Here is a 16,118-nt window from a genome sequence, read left to right as displayed (position 1 = left end):
CGTCAGGGCCAGGACGCGGATCGCCTCCGTCCTCCGGCCCGCCCGCCGACGGCCGCCCTTCGGCGTCGCAGCCGGTCGAGGAGCCTGGCGCGGGCGGCCGGACGGCTCGGCGGAGGGTCCGTCACGGGCAGCCGCCCCGCTCGAACCGGAACAGCAGCGGGAGCCGGAGCCGAGGCCGCAGCCGTCTCTCCTGCGGACGGCAGGGGAGACGGGGCCGGCACGGGCGGCAGGGGCGGTACGGGCCCCACGTGCAGCAGGCGCAGTACAGCCGGCACGGGCGGCAGAGGCGATACGGGCGCCCCGGCCGGAGCCGGCCCGCTGAGCGTCCGCATGAGCATCCCGGCACCCGGCCGTTCTCCGGCCGCACCCTCACGGCCCGAACCACCCGGGCAGGGCGCGGGCTGCTCTGTTCGGGCATCGTCGAGCGCCAGGGCCAGGCTCAACCGGTGCCAGAGGATCTCGTCCGGGTCGTCGGCCCGCGTGAGCCGCTCGGCGATGTCGCGGGCCGTCGCCCGCACCGGCATTCCGGGCGGCGGCGACGGGCGCAGCCGATCGAGGTGGGCGCGCTCGTACGGGTCGTCGACGACCTCGGCCACCTGGACCGGGTCGAGCATCGAGGCCATGACGGCGGCCTGCGCCCAGGGGTCGTCCGTGGCGCGGAGAAGCGCGCCGAGCCGTCGGGCCCGCCAGTTCCTGGGTCGCAGGTCCTCGTGCGCGGCCAGGCGTTCGCGGAGTTCCACGGGCAGTCGTCCGGTGAGCAGCGCCGGGCAGCTGAGGCCGAATTCGGCGACCTCTTCCGCGAGATACGTCCAGACCACGGCCCGGTAGCGGTTCAGGGAGAACCGCACGGGACTGACGTGGCCCGTCCGGGCCAGCCTGGTGAAGCGCTCCGGGCTGATCTCCAGGAGCGCCGCGGCCTCCGCCGTGCCGACCGCGCGCACCCGGTCGCGCAGGCCGGCGGGAAAGTCCGGCGCGGCCCTGAGCCGGTCGATCTCGCACCGCTCGACCCGCCGCCGTCCGCCCTCCCCCGCCTGCACCGTCCTGACCAGGCCGAGCTGGACCGCGAGCCGGAACTCGTCGCGCCCCAGCTCCAGTTCCTGCGCGGCCCGCCCTGGTGTCACCGTGCGCGTCCCCTCGTCCACCGTCATCGCGTGGCCCTCCCCCGTACGTCCGTGTTCTCTTCGTGTCGCGGGTCTCTCCGACCCACCACCGAGAACGTAACGCAGAGTGACGAACCTCGCACGACCTGTGGACAACTGCCTGTGGACAACATCCTCAGGCCGGTGGCCGCTGCGTCAGATCAGGCCGCCGTCCGGCCGCCCCGGCTGCCTCGCGGCCACGCCGAGGTGCTCGCCGACGCGGTTGACCAGCAGCGTCATCTCGTACGCCACCTGGCCGACATCCGCTTCCGCCGCGCTCAGGACGCAGAGGCAGCTGCCCTCACCCGCCGCCGTCACGAAGAGCAGGGCCTCGTCGAACTCGACCATCGTCTGACGCGCCCGGCCCGCCCTGAAGTGCCGGCCCGAGCCCCGGGCCAGGCTGTGCAGGCCCGAGGAGACGGCCGCGAGGTGTTCGGCGTCCTCGCGTGCGAGTCCGCTGCTCGCGCCCGTCACCAGGCCGTCGTTCGACAACACGAGCGCGTGCTGTATGAATCCGACTCGCTGGGTCAGGTCGTCGAGCAGCCAGTCCAGTCCCTTGTCCAACGCCATCAGTGGTCCTCCCCCTGGGTGGTGCGTCCCGGCGACCCGGTTGTCCCGTGGTCCCCGTTCCGCAGTGGTCCGCCGTATCGCCGCAAGCCTTACGCACTGTCGTGAACAGGGCAAGCACTGCATCACGCCCGCGCGTGCCGCAGGATGGGGACATGACGAGGATGACCGATGATCAGTGGCGGACCTTCGTGTCCGAGGGAACCCGTACCGGCAAGCTGGCGACCGTGCGCGACGACGGCAGTCCGCACGTCGCACCGATCTGGTTCCTCCTGGACGGGGACGAGTTCGTGTTCAACACGGGCAAGGACACGGTGAAGGGCCGCAACCTCGCGCGCGACGGACGGGTCTCCCTGTGCGTCGACGACGACACCCCGCCGTTCGCCTTCGTCCTGCTGACCGGTCGCGCCGAACTCGTCGAGGACCCGGCGGAGTTGCGCCACTGGGCCGGCCGCATCGGCGCCCGCTACATGGGCGAGGACCGGGCGGACGAGTTCGGGGAGCGCAACGCGGTCCCGGGCGAGCTCCTCGTCCGGGTGCGCATCCGGAAGGTGGTCGCCCAGGCCGGCGTGGCCGACTGACCGGTCCCGGGGAGCGGTGCGGCGGCTCAGCCGACCGTGTCGAGGAGCCGGGCGGTGTGCATCCGCCCGGCGTACTCGACGAGCCGGATGAGCACCTCCTTCCCTGAGTCGCGGTCGCGCGCGTCGCACAGCACGACGGGCGTGCCCCGATCCAGGTCGAGTGCACGGGAGACGTCGGCCGCGCCGTATGTACGCGCGCCCGTGAAGCAGTTGACGGCGACCACGAACGGGATCTTCCGGTGCTCGAAGTAGTCGACGGCCGGGAAGCAGTCCTCGAGTCGCCGGGTGTCGGCGAGGACGACGGCCCCGAGGGCGCCCTGGGACAGCTCGTCCCACAGGAACCAGAACCGGTCCTGACCCGGCGTCCCGAACAGGTACAGGGAGAGCCCGGAGCGGATGGTGATGCGGCCGAAGTCCATGGCGACGGTCGTGGTCGTCTTCTGGTCGACTCCCCCGGTGTCGTCGACCGACTCCCCCGCTCGGCTGAGCTGTTCCTCGGTGCGGAGCGGCCGGATCTCGCTGACCGCGCCGACGAGTGTGGTCTTGCCCACGCCGAACCCGCCGGCGACCAGGATCTTCAGGGCGAGGGCGGTCGTGTCCACGTCGTCGTCCCTGCCGTCGTCCGCACCGGTGCTCTCAGAGCGCTCGTAGGCCATCGATTACTTCCCTCAGGATTCTTTCGTCGGGGAGCTGTGCGGGCGGTACGGGCCGGCTGACGCGTACGAAGCCCGATTCGAGGAGGTCGCCGAGGAGGACCCGGACGACGCCGACGGGCAGGTCGGCGTCGGCGGAGAGCTCCGCGACCGACTGGGTCTCGGCCCGGCACAGGGCGAGCAGGGACCGGTGCTCGGGGCCGAGGAGGGATTCCTCGGCGGGTCCGGGCGGGTCGTCGTCGACGACGACGAGGGCGATGAGGTCGAACCGTACGTTGCTGGGCCCGGGTTTGGTCCGGCCACCGGTCATCGCGTACGGGCGTACGAGCGGTCCGGCGTCGGCGTCGTACCACTGACTGCCCGGCACGGACGGGCCGCCGCCGGTGCTGTCCTCGTTCATGGGCCTTCCCCGGGTCAGCCGACGGCCGGCGGGGTCACCGTGAGCCGCGGCGGGGTGTGCAGGTGCTCGCCGACCCGCTTGACGAGACGGGCCATCTCGTACGCGATGAGGCCGATGTCCGCGCTCACCGAGCTGAGGACGGCGAGGCACGATCCGTCTCCCGCCGCGGCGACGAAGAGGAAGCCGTCGTCCATCTCGACCATGGTCTGGCGGACGCCGCCCGTGTGGAACTGGCGGCCCGCCCCCTTGGCGAGGCTGTTGAAGCCGGAGGCGATGGCGGCCAGGTGTTCCGCGTCCTCGCGGCTGAGCCCGTTGGAGGCTCCGACGGCGAGTCCGTCGTTGGAGAGCACCACGGTGTGGCGGACCTCCCGGACCCGCATGACCAGGTCGTCGAGGAGCCAGTCGAGCTCGCCGGACCGGTGGTGGGAGATCCTCTCGTGGTCGATCATGACTGGTCTCCTTCGGGGCGGGGGTCGTCGAGGGGGGTCGTGCCGTGGCCGGGGTCGTGACCGCTGCCGGTGCCCAGGGGGCGTCTGCTGCCCGGAGCCGCACCACCGCCCCGCTGCCAGCCGTCGCGGTAGGCCGCCATGCGGTCCCGTACGGCTTCCGGGGTGCGGGCGTCCGTGCCGGGTTCGGCCGGTACGAACACCGGTGCCGAGGCGGGCGCTTCGCGCAGCTGCGGGACCAGGCTCGCCTGCCGCACCCGGCGAGGCAGCTCGCCCTCTGCGTCGTCGCCGTGTCCGGCATGCCGGGCGGCACCTGCGGGACCCGTGGCACCCGCGGGCGTGCCGGACTGCTGCGGCCGCATCGGCGTCGGTACCGAGGGCCCGCGGCGTCGCAGTTCGGTGACCCCGGCGGGCGGCGGCCCCGGCTCCGTGGGCGCCGCGAGCGCGGGCACGGCGGTCGGGCGCGGCAGGGACTGCGGGCGCGGGGACGCGGGAGGCTGCGGCGGGACCGGCGGCCGGGGGCCGCTCGTCTCCCTGGGCAGGATCCCGGGCCGTGTGCCGCCCGGTGGCTGCGGCGCGGTCCTGTGGGCCCCCGAAACCGGCCCTGCGGGGACGGAGGCGGATGGACCGGCCTGCGCCGGCGGACGGGTCACCTGGGGACGGCCGAAGCGACGGGCCTCGGCGCGCTGCGCCTCCTCGCGCTCACGTGCGGCGCGCGCGTCGTCCGTGCGCCGGTCGGAGCCGAGGCGGTGGGAACCGGGCCCGTCGGCTCCGTACCGGTCGCCCGTCGTCCGGTCGTCGGTGCTCTGCCGGTGGTCCGCGCCCGGTTCTCCCAGGCCGGGGGCGGGCGTACGGGGGTCCCGTACCTGCGGGGTTCCGGCGTGGGGCGTGTCGGTTCCGTGGCCGGTCGCCCCCGCGCCCCGGCCCGGAGGCAGGGCGCCCTGGAGGAGATCGGTCGGGAGCAGCACGACGGCCGTGGTGCCGCCGTACGGGGAGGTCCGCAGCTGGACCTTGATGTCGTGGCGGGCGGAGAGCCTGCTGACCACGAAGAGGCCGAGGCGGTCGCTGTCGAAGAGGTCGAGGGCCTCGGACTGGGCGATGCGGGCGTTGGCCTCGGCGAGGGTCTCCTTGCCCATGCCGAGTCCACGGTCCTCGATCTCCAGGGCGTACCCGTTGCCGACGGGCTCGCCGCTGACCCGGACCTTGGTGTGGGGCGGGGAGAACTGTGCCGCGTTCTCGATGAGTTCGGCCAGGAGGTGGGTGAGGTCGGCGACGGCGCCGCCGACGACGGCCGTCTCGGGGAGTCTGCGCACCTCCACGCGCGCGTAGTCCTCGATCTCGGAGACGGCGGCGCGGACGACGTTGGTGAGGGGGACGGGCATCCGCCAGGCCCGGCCGGGGGCCGCGCCGGAGAGGATGATGAGGCTCTCGGCGTGACGTCGCATCCGGGTGGTGAGGTGGTCGAGCCGGAAGAGGTCGCCGAGTTCGTTGGGGTCGTCGGCGCGCCGCTCCATGCTGTCCAGGAGGTTGAGCTGGCGGTGGACGAGGACCTGGCTGCGGCGTGCGAGGTTGACGAAGACTCCGGAGATGCCGCTGGCGAGCTCGGCGCGTTCGACGGCGGCGGAGAGCGCCGCGCGGTGGACGGTGGTGAGGGCCTCGCCGACCTGGCCGATCTCGTCCTGGGAGACGGGACCGGTCGGGGTCTCGGCCTGGACGTCGATCTCCTCGCCGGCGCGCAGCCGTCGCATGGCCGCGGGGAGTTTGCCGCGCGCGATGCCGAGGGCGGTGTTGCGGAGGCTGACGAGTTCGACGACCAGGCCGCGGCCGATCCGGACGGAGATGACGAGGGAGGCGGCGACGGCCGCGAGGCCGAGGAACACCGCCGCGCCGCCCGCGGTGAGGACACCGCCGGCGAAGGGGTCGGAACGGTCGGCCGCGGCGGTGCGGGCGTCGGTCTCGATCGTGGTGAGTCCGCTGCGTACGGCCGCGAGGGTGTCGTCCCAGTCGGCGCTGGGGACCGCCTGGGCGGCCGTGCGGCCGGGGCTCTCGGCGCGGATGCGGTCCTCGGCCCGGGTGAGCCGTGCGTGGTCTCCGCCGGCGGCGAGCCGGTCCCACGCGGCGCGTTCGGCGGCGGGCAGGTCGGCGGTGGCGGAGGCGGTGAGGGTGCGCCGGGTCTCGACGGCGCCGGAGAAGGCGCGGAGCCCCTCGTCCGAGAACCTGCCGGTGAGATGGGCGGCGGTGAGAAGGGCGTCCTCGCGGGACAGCATCTCGCCGGCCCGGCCGAATTCCAGGAGTACGCGCGCGTCGGAGCCCTGCTGGGTGTCCTGGATGCCGGTGAGGGAGCCGCCGACGGCGAAGGCGGCGGAGACCGCCGCGGTGTACTCCTCGTACACCTGGTTCGCGTCGGCGCGCCCGTCGGTCGCGGCGGTACGGAGCCGGGCGAGGCCCGCGACCTTGCCGACGAACGCGCTGACCCGGTCCCCGACGTCGCCCGGGAGGTCCCCGGTGTCGCCGACGGTGTGCGTGCCGTCGAGGCGGAGGCGGTCGACGGCTTCGTCCGTGCGGCGAATCCGGTCCTTGAGTTCGGCGGCCCGGGTGGCGCCGGGGGCGGCGACCTGTCGTACGGCGGCGCGCCGTTCGTCCTGGAGGGCGGTGAGGGCGGCCGTCACGGGCTCGCGGATCTCGGCGTCGACGCGCTGGAGCTGGCGGAGCCGGGCGACGTCCTGGGCCGTGGTGACGGTGGCGAAGCCCCACAGCGCGAGGAGCGACACGACCGGGACCATCAGGAGCGAGACGATCTTGGCGCGGACGGTGCGGGGACGGAGGCCGCGGCGCGGGGCGCGGAGTCCGTGCGCCGCGCCGGCGTGGGGCGCGGACGGGCCGTGGGCGGCAGGGCCGGGCGCGGACGGGCCGTGGGCTCCGGCGTGGTCTCCCGTGGTGGCCGCACGACCGGTGGTGTCCTTGCGACCGGTGCCGGCCGCGTGTCCCGCGCCGGCCGGATGGCCGCCGGAGGTCGGGTGTCCGGTGGTGCGGAGGGCCTCGGGGGTGGGCTCGCCCGGCTCGTCGGCGGGCGGCCCGGCGTGTGCGCGCCGCCCGCGCGCGGCCGCCGACGGCGGCGCCGACGCCTTGGCGTCGTTGGTCCTGCGGGGAGTTCGCATGGCCTCCTCGTTCCGGCTGCGACGGTCTCTGGTGCGTGGTGTGTGTGTGGGGGGTCGGCTCAGCTCATGGGCGTACGGGCGGATTCGGCGGTCCGGAAACCGGGAGGTGCGACGTCCACCGCGCGCTCGTCGGTGAGGCGCCCCGCGGAGGCGTATGCCGCACGCTCCTTGGCCGTCGGTGAGAGGGCGACGAAGGCCGAGGTGATGAAGAGGTACGAGCCGAGGCCGACGGCCAGCGGGAAGATGAACTGCATGACCGTGGCGCCGGGCAGGGTGGCGGTCGAGGGGTCCACGTCCACCCGCACGGCGAGCATTCCGGTGTAGTGCATGCTGCTGACGGCCGCGCCCATCACGAGCGAGGCGACGGCCACGGCGGCGGGTGAGTGGATGTTGAGGGCCGCCCACAGGGCCGCGGTGGCGGCGACGACGGCGATGAGCACGGAGAGCCCGACGAGCAGCGGGTCGAAACCGACCTCGCCGTGGAGCCGGAGGGCGGCCATGCCCATGTAGTGCATGCTCGCCACGCCGACGCCCGTGGTGAGTCCGCCGATCAGGAGCGAGCGGACCCGGTCGCGTCCGTAGCCGACGGCGAACACCCCGACGCCGACGACGGCCATCGCGACGACGAGGCTGAGCATGGTGAGCGGAACGTTGTAGCGGATGTCGGTGCCGGTCACGCCGAAGCCGAGCATCGCCACGAAGTGCATCGTCCAGATGCCGGTGCCGATCGCGGAGGCCGCCGTGAGCAGCCAGTTGCGCCGCGAGCGGCCGGTCGCGTCGAGGGCGCGCACGGTGCAACGCAGCCCGAGGGCGGCGCCGACGCAGGCCATCGCGTACGACAGTGCAGGTGTCAGCCAGCCGAAGGTGGCGTGGTCCAGGTGTCCCATGGCTCCCGGACGCTAGTGCGCATCAGGGGGCGCACCAGGGGCGCATTTCGAAAGCTGATGGAATATGACAGAGAGATGATCCCGAACGATCACACCGGGCTCGAACATGCACGCAGACGATGCACACAAAATGTTCACACTCGACGGTCACTCCTCCGGGTACGGAATCATGAGCGCATGAGCGATGACCCCACACACGTCCGAGAGTTCTTCGGCGCCCGCGCGGCCGGCTGGGACAGCCGCTTCCCCGACGACGCCCCCGCGTACGCGGCCGCGGTGAAGGAACTCGGCCTGCGCCCCGGCGACGCCGTGCTCGACGCGGGCTGCGGGACCGGGCGCGCCCTCACGCCCCTCCGCGCCGCCGTCGGCCCGTCCGGCACCGTACTCGGCGCCGACCTCACCCCCGAGATGCTCGAGCGGGCCGTCGCCGCCGGGCGCGGGGGCACGGCCGGTACCGCGACGCTGCTGCTCACCGACGTCGGACACCTGCCGGTGCGCGACGGCGCGCTCGACGCGGTGTTCGGGGCGGGGCTCATCTCGCATCTCGCCGACCCTGTCGCCGATCTGCGTGAACTCGCCCGCGTCGTGAAGCCCGGCGGCCGGCTCGCGCTCTTCCACCCGATCGGACGGGCGGCCCTCGCGGCCCGCCACGGCCGACAGATCACCCCGGACGACCTGCGCGCCGAACCCCGGCTGCGCCCCGTACTCGCCGAGGCCGGCTGGCGGCTCGTCGGTTACGTCGACGAGGACACGCGCTACCTGGCCATGGCCGTACGGGAGGACTGAGCCGCGGACCGTCGCGCCCCCCACCGTCATGGACGTCCGGTCATCCGGGTACCGGGCATTCGGGTACCGGAAGTCCGGGCATCCGGGCACCGGGATTCCGGGGCATCCGCGCACCGGGAGTCCGGCCGGCCGCCCCCGTGACCCGACGGGCCCCCATGGCCCTGCCCTTCACCGTCCTTCATCGTCCTTCATCGTTCTCCTTCCGGCCGGATCCCCCGCCCGGATGTGGCAGAGTCGGGGCGGGGCCGGCGGTGCGGCTGAGGGGGCTTCGAGTGACGCGGGTGGTCGACGATCGGTTCGAGCTGGTGAATCGGCTCGGCGGGGGCGGCATGGGCACCGTGTGGCGCGCACGGGACCTGGCGCTCCACCGTGAGGTGGCCCTCAAGGAGGTCCGCCCGCCCGACCCCGCACTGGCCGAGTACGACCCCGAGGCCGCCCGGGAGCTCCGCATCCGGGTACTGCGCGAGGCACGGGCACTCGCGCGCGTGGCGCACCCCCAGGTCGTGACCATCCATCACATCGTGGACGGCGGCGAGGGCACCTACCCCTGGCTCGTCATGGAACTGGTCCCCGGCGGTTCGCTCCAGGACCGCCTCGACCGCGGTGAACTCGCCGTCGGCGAGGCGGCGACGCTGGGGCGCGGGATCCTCGCGGGGCTGCGGGCGGCCCACACGGCGGGCATCCAGCACCGGGACATCAAGCCGCCGAACGTCCTGCTGCGGCCCGACGGGCAGCCCGTCCTGACCGACTTCGGCATCGCGGCGATCCACGGGGCCACCGCCCTCACCGCTGCCGGGTCCATCATCGGCACGCCCGACTACATGGCGCCCGAGCGCGTCAGCGGCGAGGAGGGCGGACCGGCCGCCGACCTCTGGTCGCTGGCCATGACGTTGTACGTCGCGGTGGAAGGCCGCCATCCGCTGCGCCGTGCGAACACGCTCGCCACGCTCGCGGCCGTCCTCGGCGAGGAGGTGCCGCCGCCCCGACGGGCCGGGGCGCTGACGCGGGTTCTGACGAGCGTGCTGGTACGGGATCCGGCGGCGCGCCCCGACGGCGAGTCGCTCGACCGCATGCTGGCCGAAGCGGAGGCAGAAGCCAGAGCGGGCTCGTCACCGCAACAGCAACAGCAACAGCAACAGCAACAGCAACATGATCAGGTGCCTCATGCGGTCATGCGTGAAGGACGCCCCTCCGTCGACGCCGGCGCGGACACCGCCACCGCCACCGCCTTCCGTCTCGCACCCCCTGTACCGACCGGTCCTCCCACGGCACACAAGCGGCGCGGCGGGGTGTACGCGGCGGTCGCGGGGGCGGCCGTCGTGCTCAGCGGTGTGCTCGTCTGGAACCTCCTCCCGCTCGGCGGCGCGAAGGACGACGGAGACGGCGACCGCGTCGAGGGCAAGCCGAGCGGCCAGGGATCCTCCTCGCCGTCGTCACCCTCCACCCCCTCCACAGGTACGTCCGGAGCGCCCCCGGCCGGCGACGGCCCCGGGATCACCATCGGCATCAAGTTCGACCAGCCCGGACTCGGCTTCAAGAACCCCGACGGCACGTACACGGGTCTCGACGTGGACGTGGCGACCTACGTCGCCCGCGTACTCGGGCACGATCCCGCCGACATCGTGTGGAAGGAGGCCCGGAGCTCCCTGCGTGAGTCGCTCCTCACCGACGGTGACGTCGACCTGGTCGTGGCGACGTACACGTTCAACTCCCTCCGGGACGAGAAGGTCGACTTCGTGGGTCCCTACTTCATGGCCCATCAGGACGTCCTGCTGCCCGCGGCCGACACCACGATCAAGCGCCCGACGGATCTCAACGGCCGGAAGGTCTGCACGGCCACGGGTTCCAGCACCGCGCTCCTGATCCGGACGAAGCTCGCCCCTCAGGCACAGGTCGTGACGCACGACAGCTACAACCGCTGCATCGACGAGCTCGCCTCGGGCGCCGTCGACGCCGTCACCACGGACAACACGCTGCTCGCCGGATACGCCGCGGACAACGCGTACAAGGGCCGGTTCAAGCTCGCCGGTTTCAGCGTCAGCGACGAGCCCTACGGCATCGGCGTTCCGGAGGGCGCCGACGCGAGCGGCACCATTCAGCGGGCACTCCAGAAGATGATCGACGACGGCTCCTGGAAGAAGGCCGTCGAAAGAAACCTCCCGCTCCTGAAGAACGTCGCGCCGCCGGTCCAGCAGTGGTCCACCAGCGGTGGGGGCTCCTAGAGCCCAGGCGACCCCAACGCACCCTTCTTTCCCGGCACTTCACTGACTACCGTGGATGTACCGGGCAGCCGTGCCCGGGAAAGGCGGTGCGGCGTGGCACGGGTACCCGAAAGACTGCGCAGGCTCCTTCCGTCCGCCCGGCGGGCTACCGCGGCCGCCGCGCCGGCACCACCACGCCCCCGGCAGGGGCACAACCTCTTCGAGGCGGCCGCCGAGTACGTGGCCGCGTGCGCCGAGGACGATCCGGCACGGGCGGAGGAGGCGGCCAGTCGGGTCTCCCCCGGCATGCTGTCGTTCGGGGTCAACGAACTGGCCTGCCGGGCCCTCCTCACCCTCGCACGGGAACGGAACGAGTCGCCGCGAGCCGTGGCCCGCTCACTCCTGGGCCTACGGGAGGAGCCGGCGCGGCGACCGGCGGCCGACGCGTAGAACCCGCGGGGACGAGGCGGGGCAGGGCGGGGCGGGCGGCGCGGTCCGTCCTGGGCCGGAGCGGAGCGGGCCCGGGCGCGGGCGCGGGAGACGCCGCCGCACCGCGGCCGGCCGCCCGGCCCGCACCCGTACGGCGATGCAGGTCACGGCGCCGGACTATGGACAGGGCTCCCTACTCACTGGTTAAGGTGCGCCGACAACCAGATGGGGAGGCATGCGTGGCTGGGACGGACCCGATCGCCGAGGCCGAGGCCGACGGCGCTGCCGACGCGCTGTTCGTGCTGACCGCGGCACTGCTGACGCCCGCGCGTTTCCCGAGCGTGCTCGGCGACGACTACCCGGCAGCCTGCGCGGCGCTCGGGCTCCAGCCGTACGCCGAGGGGTACGGGCTCGTGTTCGGCCAGGACGGGCTGGGCGCGCGGTGGACGGTCGTCGTCGACGACGTGTCGCTCGTCGCGGTGGCCATCGCCTCCTGGGACTGCGGGATGGCCTACGACCTCTCTCCCGACGAGCACTCGGTCGTCGCCGGGCTGCCGGGCTGGCCGCTCGAGGTGGTGACCCGCGCGCCCGGCGTACCGGCCCCGCACGACCCGGAGCCGGAGGAGGGCGATCCGGCACCGTTGATCCCACCGTCCGGTGACGCGTGGGGGCCTGCCCAGCGGCGCCTCGGCGCGGACGAGGTGGCACTCCATTGGGCCGCTTGGCGGAGCCAGGTGACGAACGCCCCGTCGGCCGACGGGGGTGCGGGCGCAGGGGCGGAGGCGGGGACGGAGGCCCCGTCCAGGGCCCCGGTGCCGTCCGGAACCGCGGCGTCGTCGCCCGAGCCCGCCGCCTCGCCCAGGACATCGTCCGAAGCCCAGCCCAGGCCGACGACGTGGTTCGAGAGGCCCTCCCCCAAGAAGGCGGCGCCGCCCGCGAAGGCTGCTCCGTCCACCGACGCTGCCACTGCCGCTGCCGCTACGGCTCCAGCGGACACAGACGCCGTCGCCGATCCGTACGCCGGAGTCCGTCGGGCCCTCGACGAGCTCCGCGGCTACCTGGAGAATCCGCCGCCGGTCGGGCGGGTGCGGTCCACCGACTCCGGTACGGACGGAGGCGCACGGACGTTGCGCGCGGACGGCCCCGGCTGGTCGCTGGCGGCGCGTCCGGACGACATGGCCTTCGTCCTCCTCGACGAGCTGCCGGGCGAGGTCCTGCCGGTGGCCCGCGGTCCACGGCTGCCCGCGCTCCTCGAGGGGCTCGACGCGATGGCCGTCCGGCCCTCCTGATCGACCCCGATCTGCTTCGATCTACTCCGATCGATCCCCGATCACCTCTCGAACGGCTCCCGTTCGGGGACCGAACCGGGGACCGAACCGGGGACCGAACCGGGGACCGAACCGGGAGCCGAACCGGGGACCGAATCGCGGATTCGATCGGCTCTCGATCGATCTCCGCTCGCTTCCTGCCGGGCAGAGGCCTGCCAAGGGTGTCATGCCGATCCACACGGGCCGTCGGCCCGAAGTGTGGTCCGGGGCCATGGCCCGGTGGTGAGGGCGCGCCGCACGATGTGGCGCCGCATCCCTTTCCCTCGCCACCGGAGGCCTCCATGCGCCCGCTCCCAGGCGGCCCGCGCCCGCTGCTCGCCGCGCTCCTGACCGCCGTCACCGTCCTCGCCCCCGCGGGCCCCGCCGGAGCGGAGGAACGGCCGGCGGCAGGCACCACCGCGCACTGCGCGCGCCAGGACCGGCTCCACGTTCCCGGCGCAGAGCACCAGCAGTCCGCCTGCCTGGCGGATCTGACGACCGCCGGTCTCGCGGGCACGCCGTACACCGACACGGCGGACCAGACCGGGCTCGCCGCCCTGGGGACCCGTCACCCGTCGGGCGTTCCCGGCGTCCAGATCGACGGCTACTTCCCCGACGACTCACGACTCAACGCCACCCACGGCTGGGCGCACGACGCACAGTTCGTCATCCGGCTGCCCGACCGCTGGAACGGTGGCCTGGTCGTCACCGGCGCGCCCGGCACCCGGCGCCAGTACTCCACGGACGCGCTCATCTCCGACCAGGTCCTCGCCCGGGGCTTCGCCTACGCGGCCACCGACAAGGGCAACACCGGGCCGGACTTCTTCACCGACGGACGCGGTCCCGGCGACGCGGTCGCCGAGTGGAACCGCCGTGTGACCGAGCTGACGCGGGCCGCGAAGAAGGCCGTTCGGCAGCGTTACGGCCACGCCCCGGAGCGCACGTACATGACGGGCATCTCCAACGGCGGCTATCTGACGCGCTGGCAGCTGGAGAACCGTCCCGAGCTGTACGACGGCGGGGTCGACTGGGAGGGCGTGCTCTGGACCTCGCGCGGCCCCAACCTCCTCACGAGCCTGCCGGTGACGGTGGCCAGGTCGCTCGGGCAGGCCACCGACGAGGATCTGATCGAGGCCGGCTTCGCGCCCGGGTCGCGCTTCCTGTGGCCGTACCACGAGAAGGCCTACTGGGGACTGACGCAGAAGATCTTCCGAGCCGAGTTCGACCCCTCGTACGACCCCGCCTGCCCCGGTTCGACCGCCGGCGGGACCGTGGAGCAGATCTTCGCGCCCTGTGCCTCGGACGCCGCGTACGACTACGCCTCCCGGCCCGCTTCCGTCCACCGGGCGGTGGCGAAGGTCGCGCTCACCGGTCGCATCGGCAAGCCGCTCATCACCCTCCACGGCGACCTCGATACGCTGCTGCCCCTCGCCACCGACTCCGCCGTGTACGCACGGATGATCGATCTGCGGGGCCGGGGCGGGATGCACCGGTTCTACACGGTGCAGGACGGAACGCACACCGACGGCCTGTACGACACCCATCCGGACCGTCTGCGCCCGATCCTGCCGTGCTACCGCTCCGCGTTCGACGCGCTGACGAGCTGGGTCGAGGACGGTACGGCTCCGCCGGCGGACCGGACGATCACCCGGCCCGCACGTGGTGACGTGGTCGACTCCTGCGCCCTGGAGGGGTGAGCCGCGGGGGCCGGTCCCGCGCGGGAGGAGTGGGGCGAGAGGTCCCGCCGCTCAGACCTTCTCCAGCGGGCGGTGCGGGCCCTCCGGCAGCTCGGCGCGGATCGGATCGCCGGGGCGCACCTCGCCGCCGGTGAGGACGATGCCCATGACCCCGGCCTTGCGTACGATCGCACCGTTCTCGTCACGGCCGAGCACCTGCTTGAGCAGTCCGTGCCGGAAGTTGTCGATCTGGGCGCACGGGTTGCGGAGTCCCGTGATCTCGACGACCGCCTCCGTACCGAGGTGCAGGCGGGTGCCGGTGGGCAGGCCGAGGAGGTCGATCCCCCGGGTGGTGACGTTCTCGCCGAGGTCGCCGGGAGCGACCTCGAAGCCGGCTCCGGCGACGTCGTCGAAGAGCTCCGCGTGGATGAGGTGGACCTGACGCAGGTTCGGCAGGGTCGGGTCCTGGGCAACACGGGACCGGTGCTTGACCGTCACGCCCGCGTGGACGTCGCCCTCCACGCCGAGCCCGGCAAGGAGGGTGATGCCCTCGCGGTTCGGCTTGGTGAACGTGTACGTGCCGTTGCTGCTGACCGTGGTGACCGTGCCGTCGCTCATGGCGAGGAGCTCCCCTTCTCCGCTTTCCGACGGCCGAAGCCCCGACCGCCGGACCGATGATCACATCGCACGTGATCACCTGCGACCCTACTGGGCCCACTCGGACCGCAGCGGCGCGCCCACGTCGTGCAGGTGGCCGAGGGCCTGGCGGTACGAGTCCACGAAACCGGTCTCCGTGTACGGGACGCCCAGCGCGGCGCAGTGGGCCCGGACGGCAGGCTGGGCGAGACGCAGGTTCGGGCGCGGCATGCTCGGGAAGAGGTGGTGCTCGACCTGGTAGTTGAGACCGCCGAGGAACCAGTCGGTCAGGGCCCCGCCCCGGATGTTGCGCGAGGTGAGCACCTGGCGCCGCAGGTGCCCCCAGCTGTCGCCGTCCGCGTGCTCGTCGGGCCGCTCCATGCCCTTGTGGTTGGGGGCGAAGGCCATGCCCAGGTGGACACCGAGCAGCATCTGGTGGACGAGGGCGAAGACGAGCGCCTGGGCGGGGGTGAGAAGGGTGAGCAGCAGGGCCGTGTAGCCGGCGAAGTGGGCGAGGAGCAGCGCGCCTTCGACGAGCCGCTCGCGGTGGGAGCGGCAGGGCCCGTCCTCGGCGAGCAGCGCCTGGACTCCGTACACCTTGAGCGCGATGCCCTCCAGGGTCGTCAGCGGGAAGAACAGCCACGCCTGGTGGCGGGTGAGGAATCCGCGCAGCCCCGTGCGGCCGGCCGTCTGGTGCTCGGCGAAGACGAGGATGTCGGCGGCGACGTCCGGGTCCTTGTCGAGGTGGTTGGGGTGGGCGTGGTGGCGGTTGTGCTTGTCGTTCCACCACTCCCGGCTCATGCCGAGGAGGAGGTTGGCGTGGACGAGCTGGAGGATCCTGCCGACCTTGCGGTTCGCGGTGATCTGGGCGTGGCCCGCGTCGTGGCCGACGAACGCGGCGCGAGCGGAGAGCAGCGCGAGGGGGACGGCGAGGAGGAGCGCCCACCAGGAGGGCCCGATCAGGGCGAGCCCGGCCACAACGGCGGCGATACCGAGGAGGTTGACGGCGATGCCGCGGGCGTACCAGCCGGGGCGGTGTTCGAGGAGGCCCTGCGACCTGACCGTCCGCAGGAGCGGGGTGAACTCGCTGCCGCCCCTGGCTCGGGCGGGCGCCGCGGCGGGTGCGGCGGCGGGTGCGGCGGCGGGTGCGGCGGCGGCCGGGGGCAGGACGGTGGCCTGGGACATGGCGGGCTCCGGTTTCTGTCGGTCGGAATGCGGCGGCGACACGGGCTGTGCGGGCGGCGGTGACGGT

At 73.5% G+C, this 16,118-nt stretch carries 15 protein-coding genes; 6 read left to right on the top strand and 9 right to left on the bottom strand.

Going from position 1 to position 16,118, the window contains the following annotated elements; genetic code table 11:
• Nucleotides 1-2: 2 nt before the first annotated feature.
• Together ACZ4XX_RS12515 and ACZ4XX_RS12510 are read right to left on the bottom strand one after the other, a co-directional pair.
• Nucleotides 3-1,148: a DUF6397 family protein gene (locus tag ACZ4XX_RS12515; RefSeq protein ID WP_468507894.1), complete on the bottom strand. Its 1,146-nt coding sequence runs from the start codon at nucleotides 1,146-1,148 to the stop codon at nucleotides 3-5.
• Between the two features lie 147 nt (nucleotides 1,149-1,295).
• Complete coding sequence (locus ACZ4XX_RS12510) at nucleotides 1,296-1,709, bottom strand: roadblock/LC7 domain-containing protein (RefSeq protein ID WP_468507893.1); 414 nt, start codon at nucleotides 1,707-1,709, stop codon at nucleotides 1,296-1,298.
• A 152-nt stretch (nucleotides 1,710-1,861) separates the two neighbouring features.
• Here ACZ4XX_RS12510 and ACZ4XX_RS12505 point away from each other — a divergent pair, with 152 nt between their 5' ends.
• The gene (locus tag ACZ4XX_RS12505; RefSeq protein ID WP_468507892.1) at nucleotides 1,862-2,287 is read left to right on the top strand and encodes a PPOX class F420-dependent oxidoreductase; all 426 of its coding nucleotides are present in this window, start codon (nucleotides 1,862-1,864) and stop codon (nucleotides 2,285-2,287) included.
• Nucleotides 2,288-2,313: 26 nt separating this feature from the next.
• On the opposite strand, the gene ACZ4XX_RS12500 is transcribed toward ACZ4XX_RS12505, so the two are convergent.
• The 5 genes from ACZ4XX_RS12500 to ACZ4XX_RS12480 are packed head-to-tail and all read right to left on the bottom strand — an operon-like array spanning nucleotide 2,314 to nucleotide 7,831.
• Nucleotides 2,314-2,943, bottom strand: coding sequence for a GTP-binding protein (locus ACZ4XX_RS12500; protein ID WP_468507891.1), 630 nt, complete (start codon nucleotides 2,941-2,943; stop codon nucleotides 2,314-2,316).
• Entirely contained in the window at nucleotides 2,924-3,340 is a 417-nt protein-coding gene (locus ACZ4XX_RS12495) for a DUF742 domain-containing protein (RefSeq protein ID WP_030316908.1), read from the bottom strand. Before ACZ4XX_RS12495 ends, ACZ4XX_RS12500 begins: the two co-directional genes overlap by 20 nt.
• 14 nt (nucleotides 3,341-3,354) lie before the next feature.
• Nucleotides 3,355-3,789 carry a roadblock/LC7 domain-containing protein gene (locus ACZ4XX_RS12490; protein WP_468507890.1) on the bottom strand — a complete coding sequence of 145 codons (435 nt, stop codon included), beginning with the start codon at nucleotides 3,787-3,789 and terminating at the stop codon, nucleotides 3,355-3,357.
• Nucleotides 3,786-6,944: a sensor histidine kinase gene (locus ACZ4XX_RS12485; protein WP_468507889.1), complete on the bottom strand. Its 3,159-nt coding sequence runs from the start codon at nucleotides 6,942-6,944 to the stop codon at nucleotides 3,786-3,788. Before ACZ4XX_RS12485 ends, ACZ4XX_RS12490 begins: the two co-directional genes overlap by 4 nt.
• 59 nt (nucleotides 6,945-7,003) lie before the next feature.
• A complete protein-coding gene (locus ACZ4XX_RS12480; protein WP_468507888.1) occupies nucleotides 7,004-7,831 on the bottom strand; it encodes an MHYT domain-containing protein in 828 nt (275 codons plus the stop codon).
• A gap of 177 nt (nucleotides 7,832-8,008) precedes the next feature.
• Between ACZ4XX_RS12480 and ACZ4XX_RS12475 the strand changes: the two genes are divergently transcribed.
• The 5 genes from ACZ4XX_RS12475 to ACZ4XX_RS12455 all read left to right on the top strand — a co-directional run bounded on the left by ACZ4XX_RS12475 (nucleotide 8,009) and on the right by ACZ4XX_RS12455 (nucleotide 14,251).
• A complete protein-coding gene (locus ACZ4XX_RS12475) occupies nucleotides 8,009-8,617 on the top strand; it encodes a class I SAM-dependent methyltransferase (protein ID WP_468507887.1) in 609 nt (202 codons plus the stop codon).
• Between the two features lie 281 nt (nucleotides 8,618-8,898).
• Complete coding sequence (locus ACZ4XX_RS12470; RefSeq protein ID WP_468507886.1) at nucleotides 8,899-10,839, top strand: bifunctional serine/threonine-protein kinase/glutamate ABC transporter substrate-binding protein; 1,941 nt, start codon at nucleotides 8,899-8,901, stop codon at nucleotides 10,837-10,839.
• 93 nt (nucleotides 10,840-10,932) lie between these two features.
• A complete protein-coding gene (locus tag ACZ4XX_RS12465) occupies nucleotides 10,933-11,268 on the top strand; it encodes a hypothetical protein (protein WP_468507885.1) in 336 nt (111 codons plus the stop codon).
• Nucleotides 11,269-11,486: 218 nt separating this feature from the next.
• Nucleotides 11,487-12,536, top strand: a complete 1,050-nt coding sequence (locus ACZ4XX_RS12460; protein WP_468507884.1) for a hypothetical protein — start codon at nucleotides 11,487-11,489, stop codon at nucleotides 12,534-12,536.
• Between the two features lie 320 nt (nucleotides 12,537-12,856).
• Complete coding sequence (locus tag ACZ4XX_RS12455; protein WP_468507883.1) at nucleotides 12,857-14,251, top strand: tannase/feruloyl esterase family alpha/beta hydrolase; 1,395 nt, start codon at nucleotides 12,857-12,859, stop codon at nucleotides 14,249-14,251.
• A 51-nt stretch (nucleotides 14,252-14,302) separates the two neighbouring features.
• On the opposite strand, the gene ACZ4XX_RS12450 is transcribed toward ACZ4XX_RS12455, so the two are convergent.
• Nucleotides 14,303-14,848, bottom strand: coding sequence for an MOSC domain-containing protein (locus tag ACZ4XX_RS12450; protein ID WP_468507882.1), 546 nt, complete (start codon nucleotides 14,846-14,848; stop codon nucleotides 14,303-14,305).
• 87 nt (nucleotides 14,849-14,935) lie between these two features.
• Nucleotides 14,936-16,051: a fatty acid desaturase family protein gene (locus ACZ4XX_RS12445; protein WP_468507881.1), complete on the bottom strand. Its 1,116-nt coding sequence runs from the start codon at nucleotides 16,049-16,051 to the stop codon at nucleotides 14,936-14,938.
• Nucleotides 16,052-16,118 lie beyond the last annotated feature (67 nt).

It is taken from the genome of Streptomyces sp. NPDC029956, from assembly GCF_055574655.1.
Note: the sequence above shows the minus strand (reverse complement) of the source record. Positions and strands in the feature narration are given on the sequence as shown.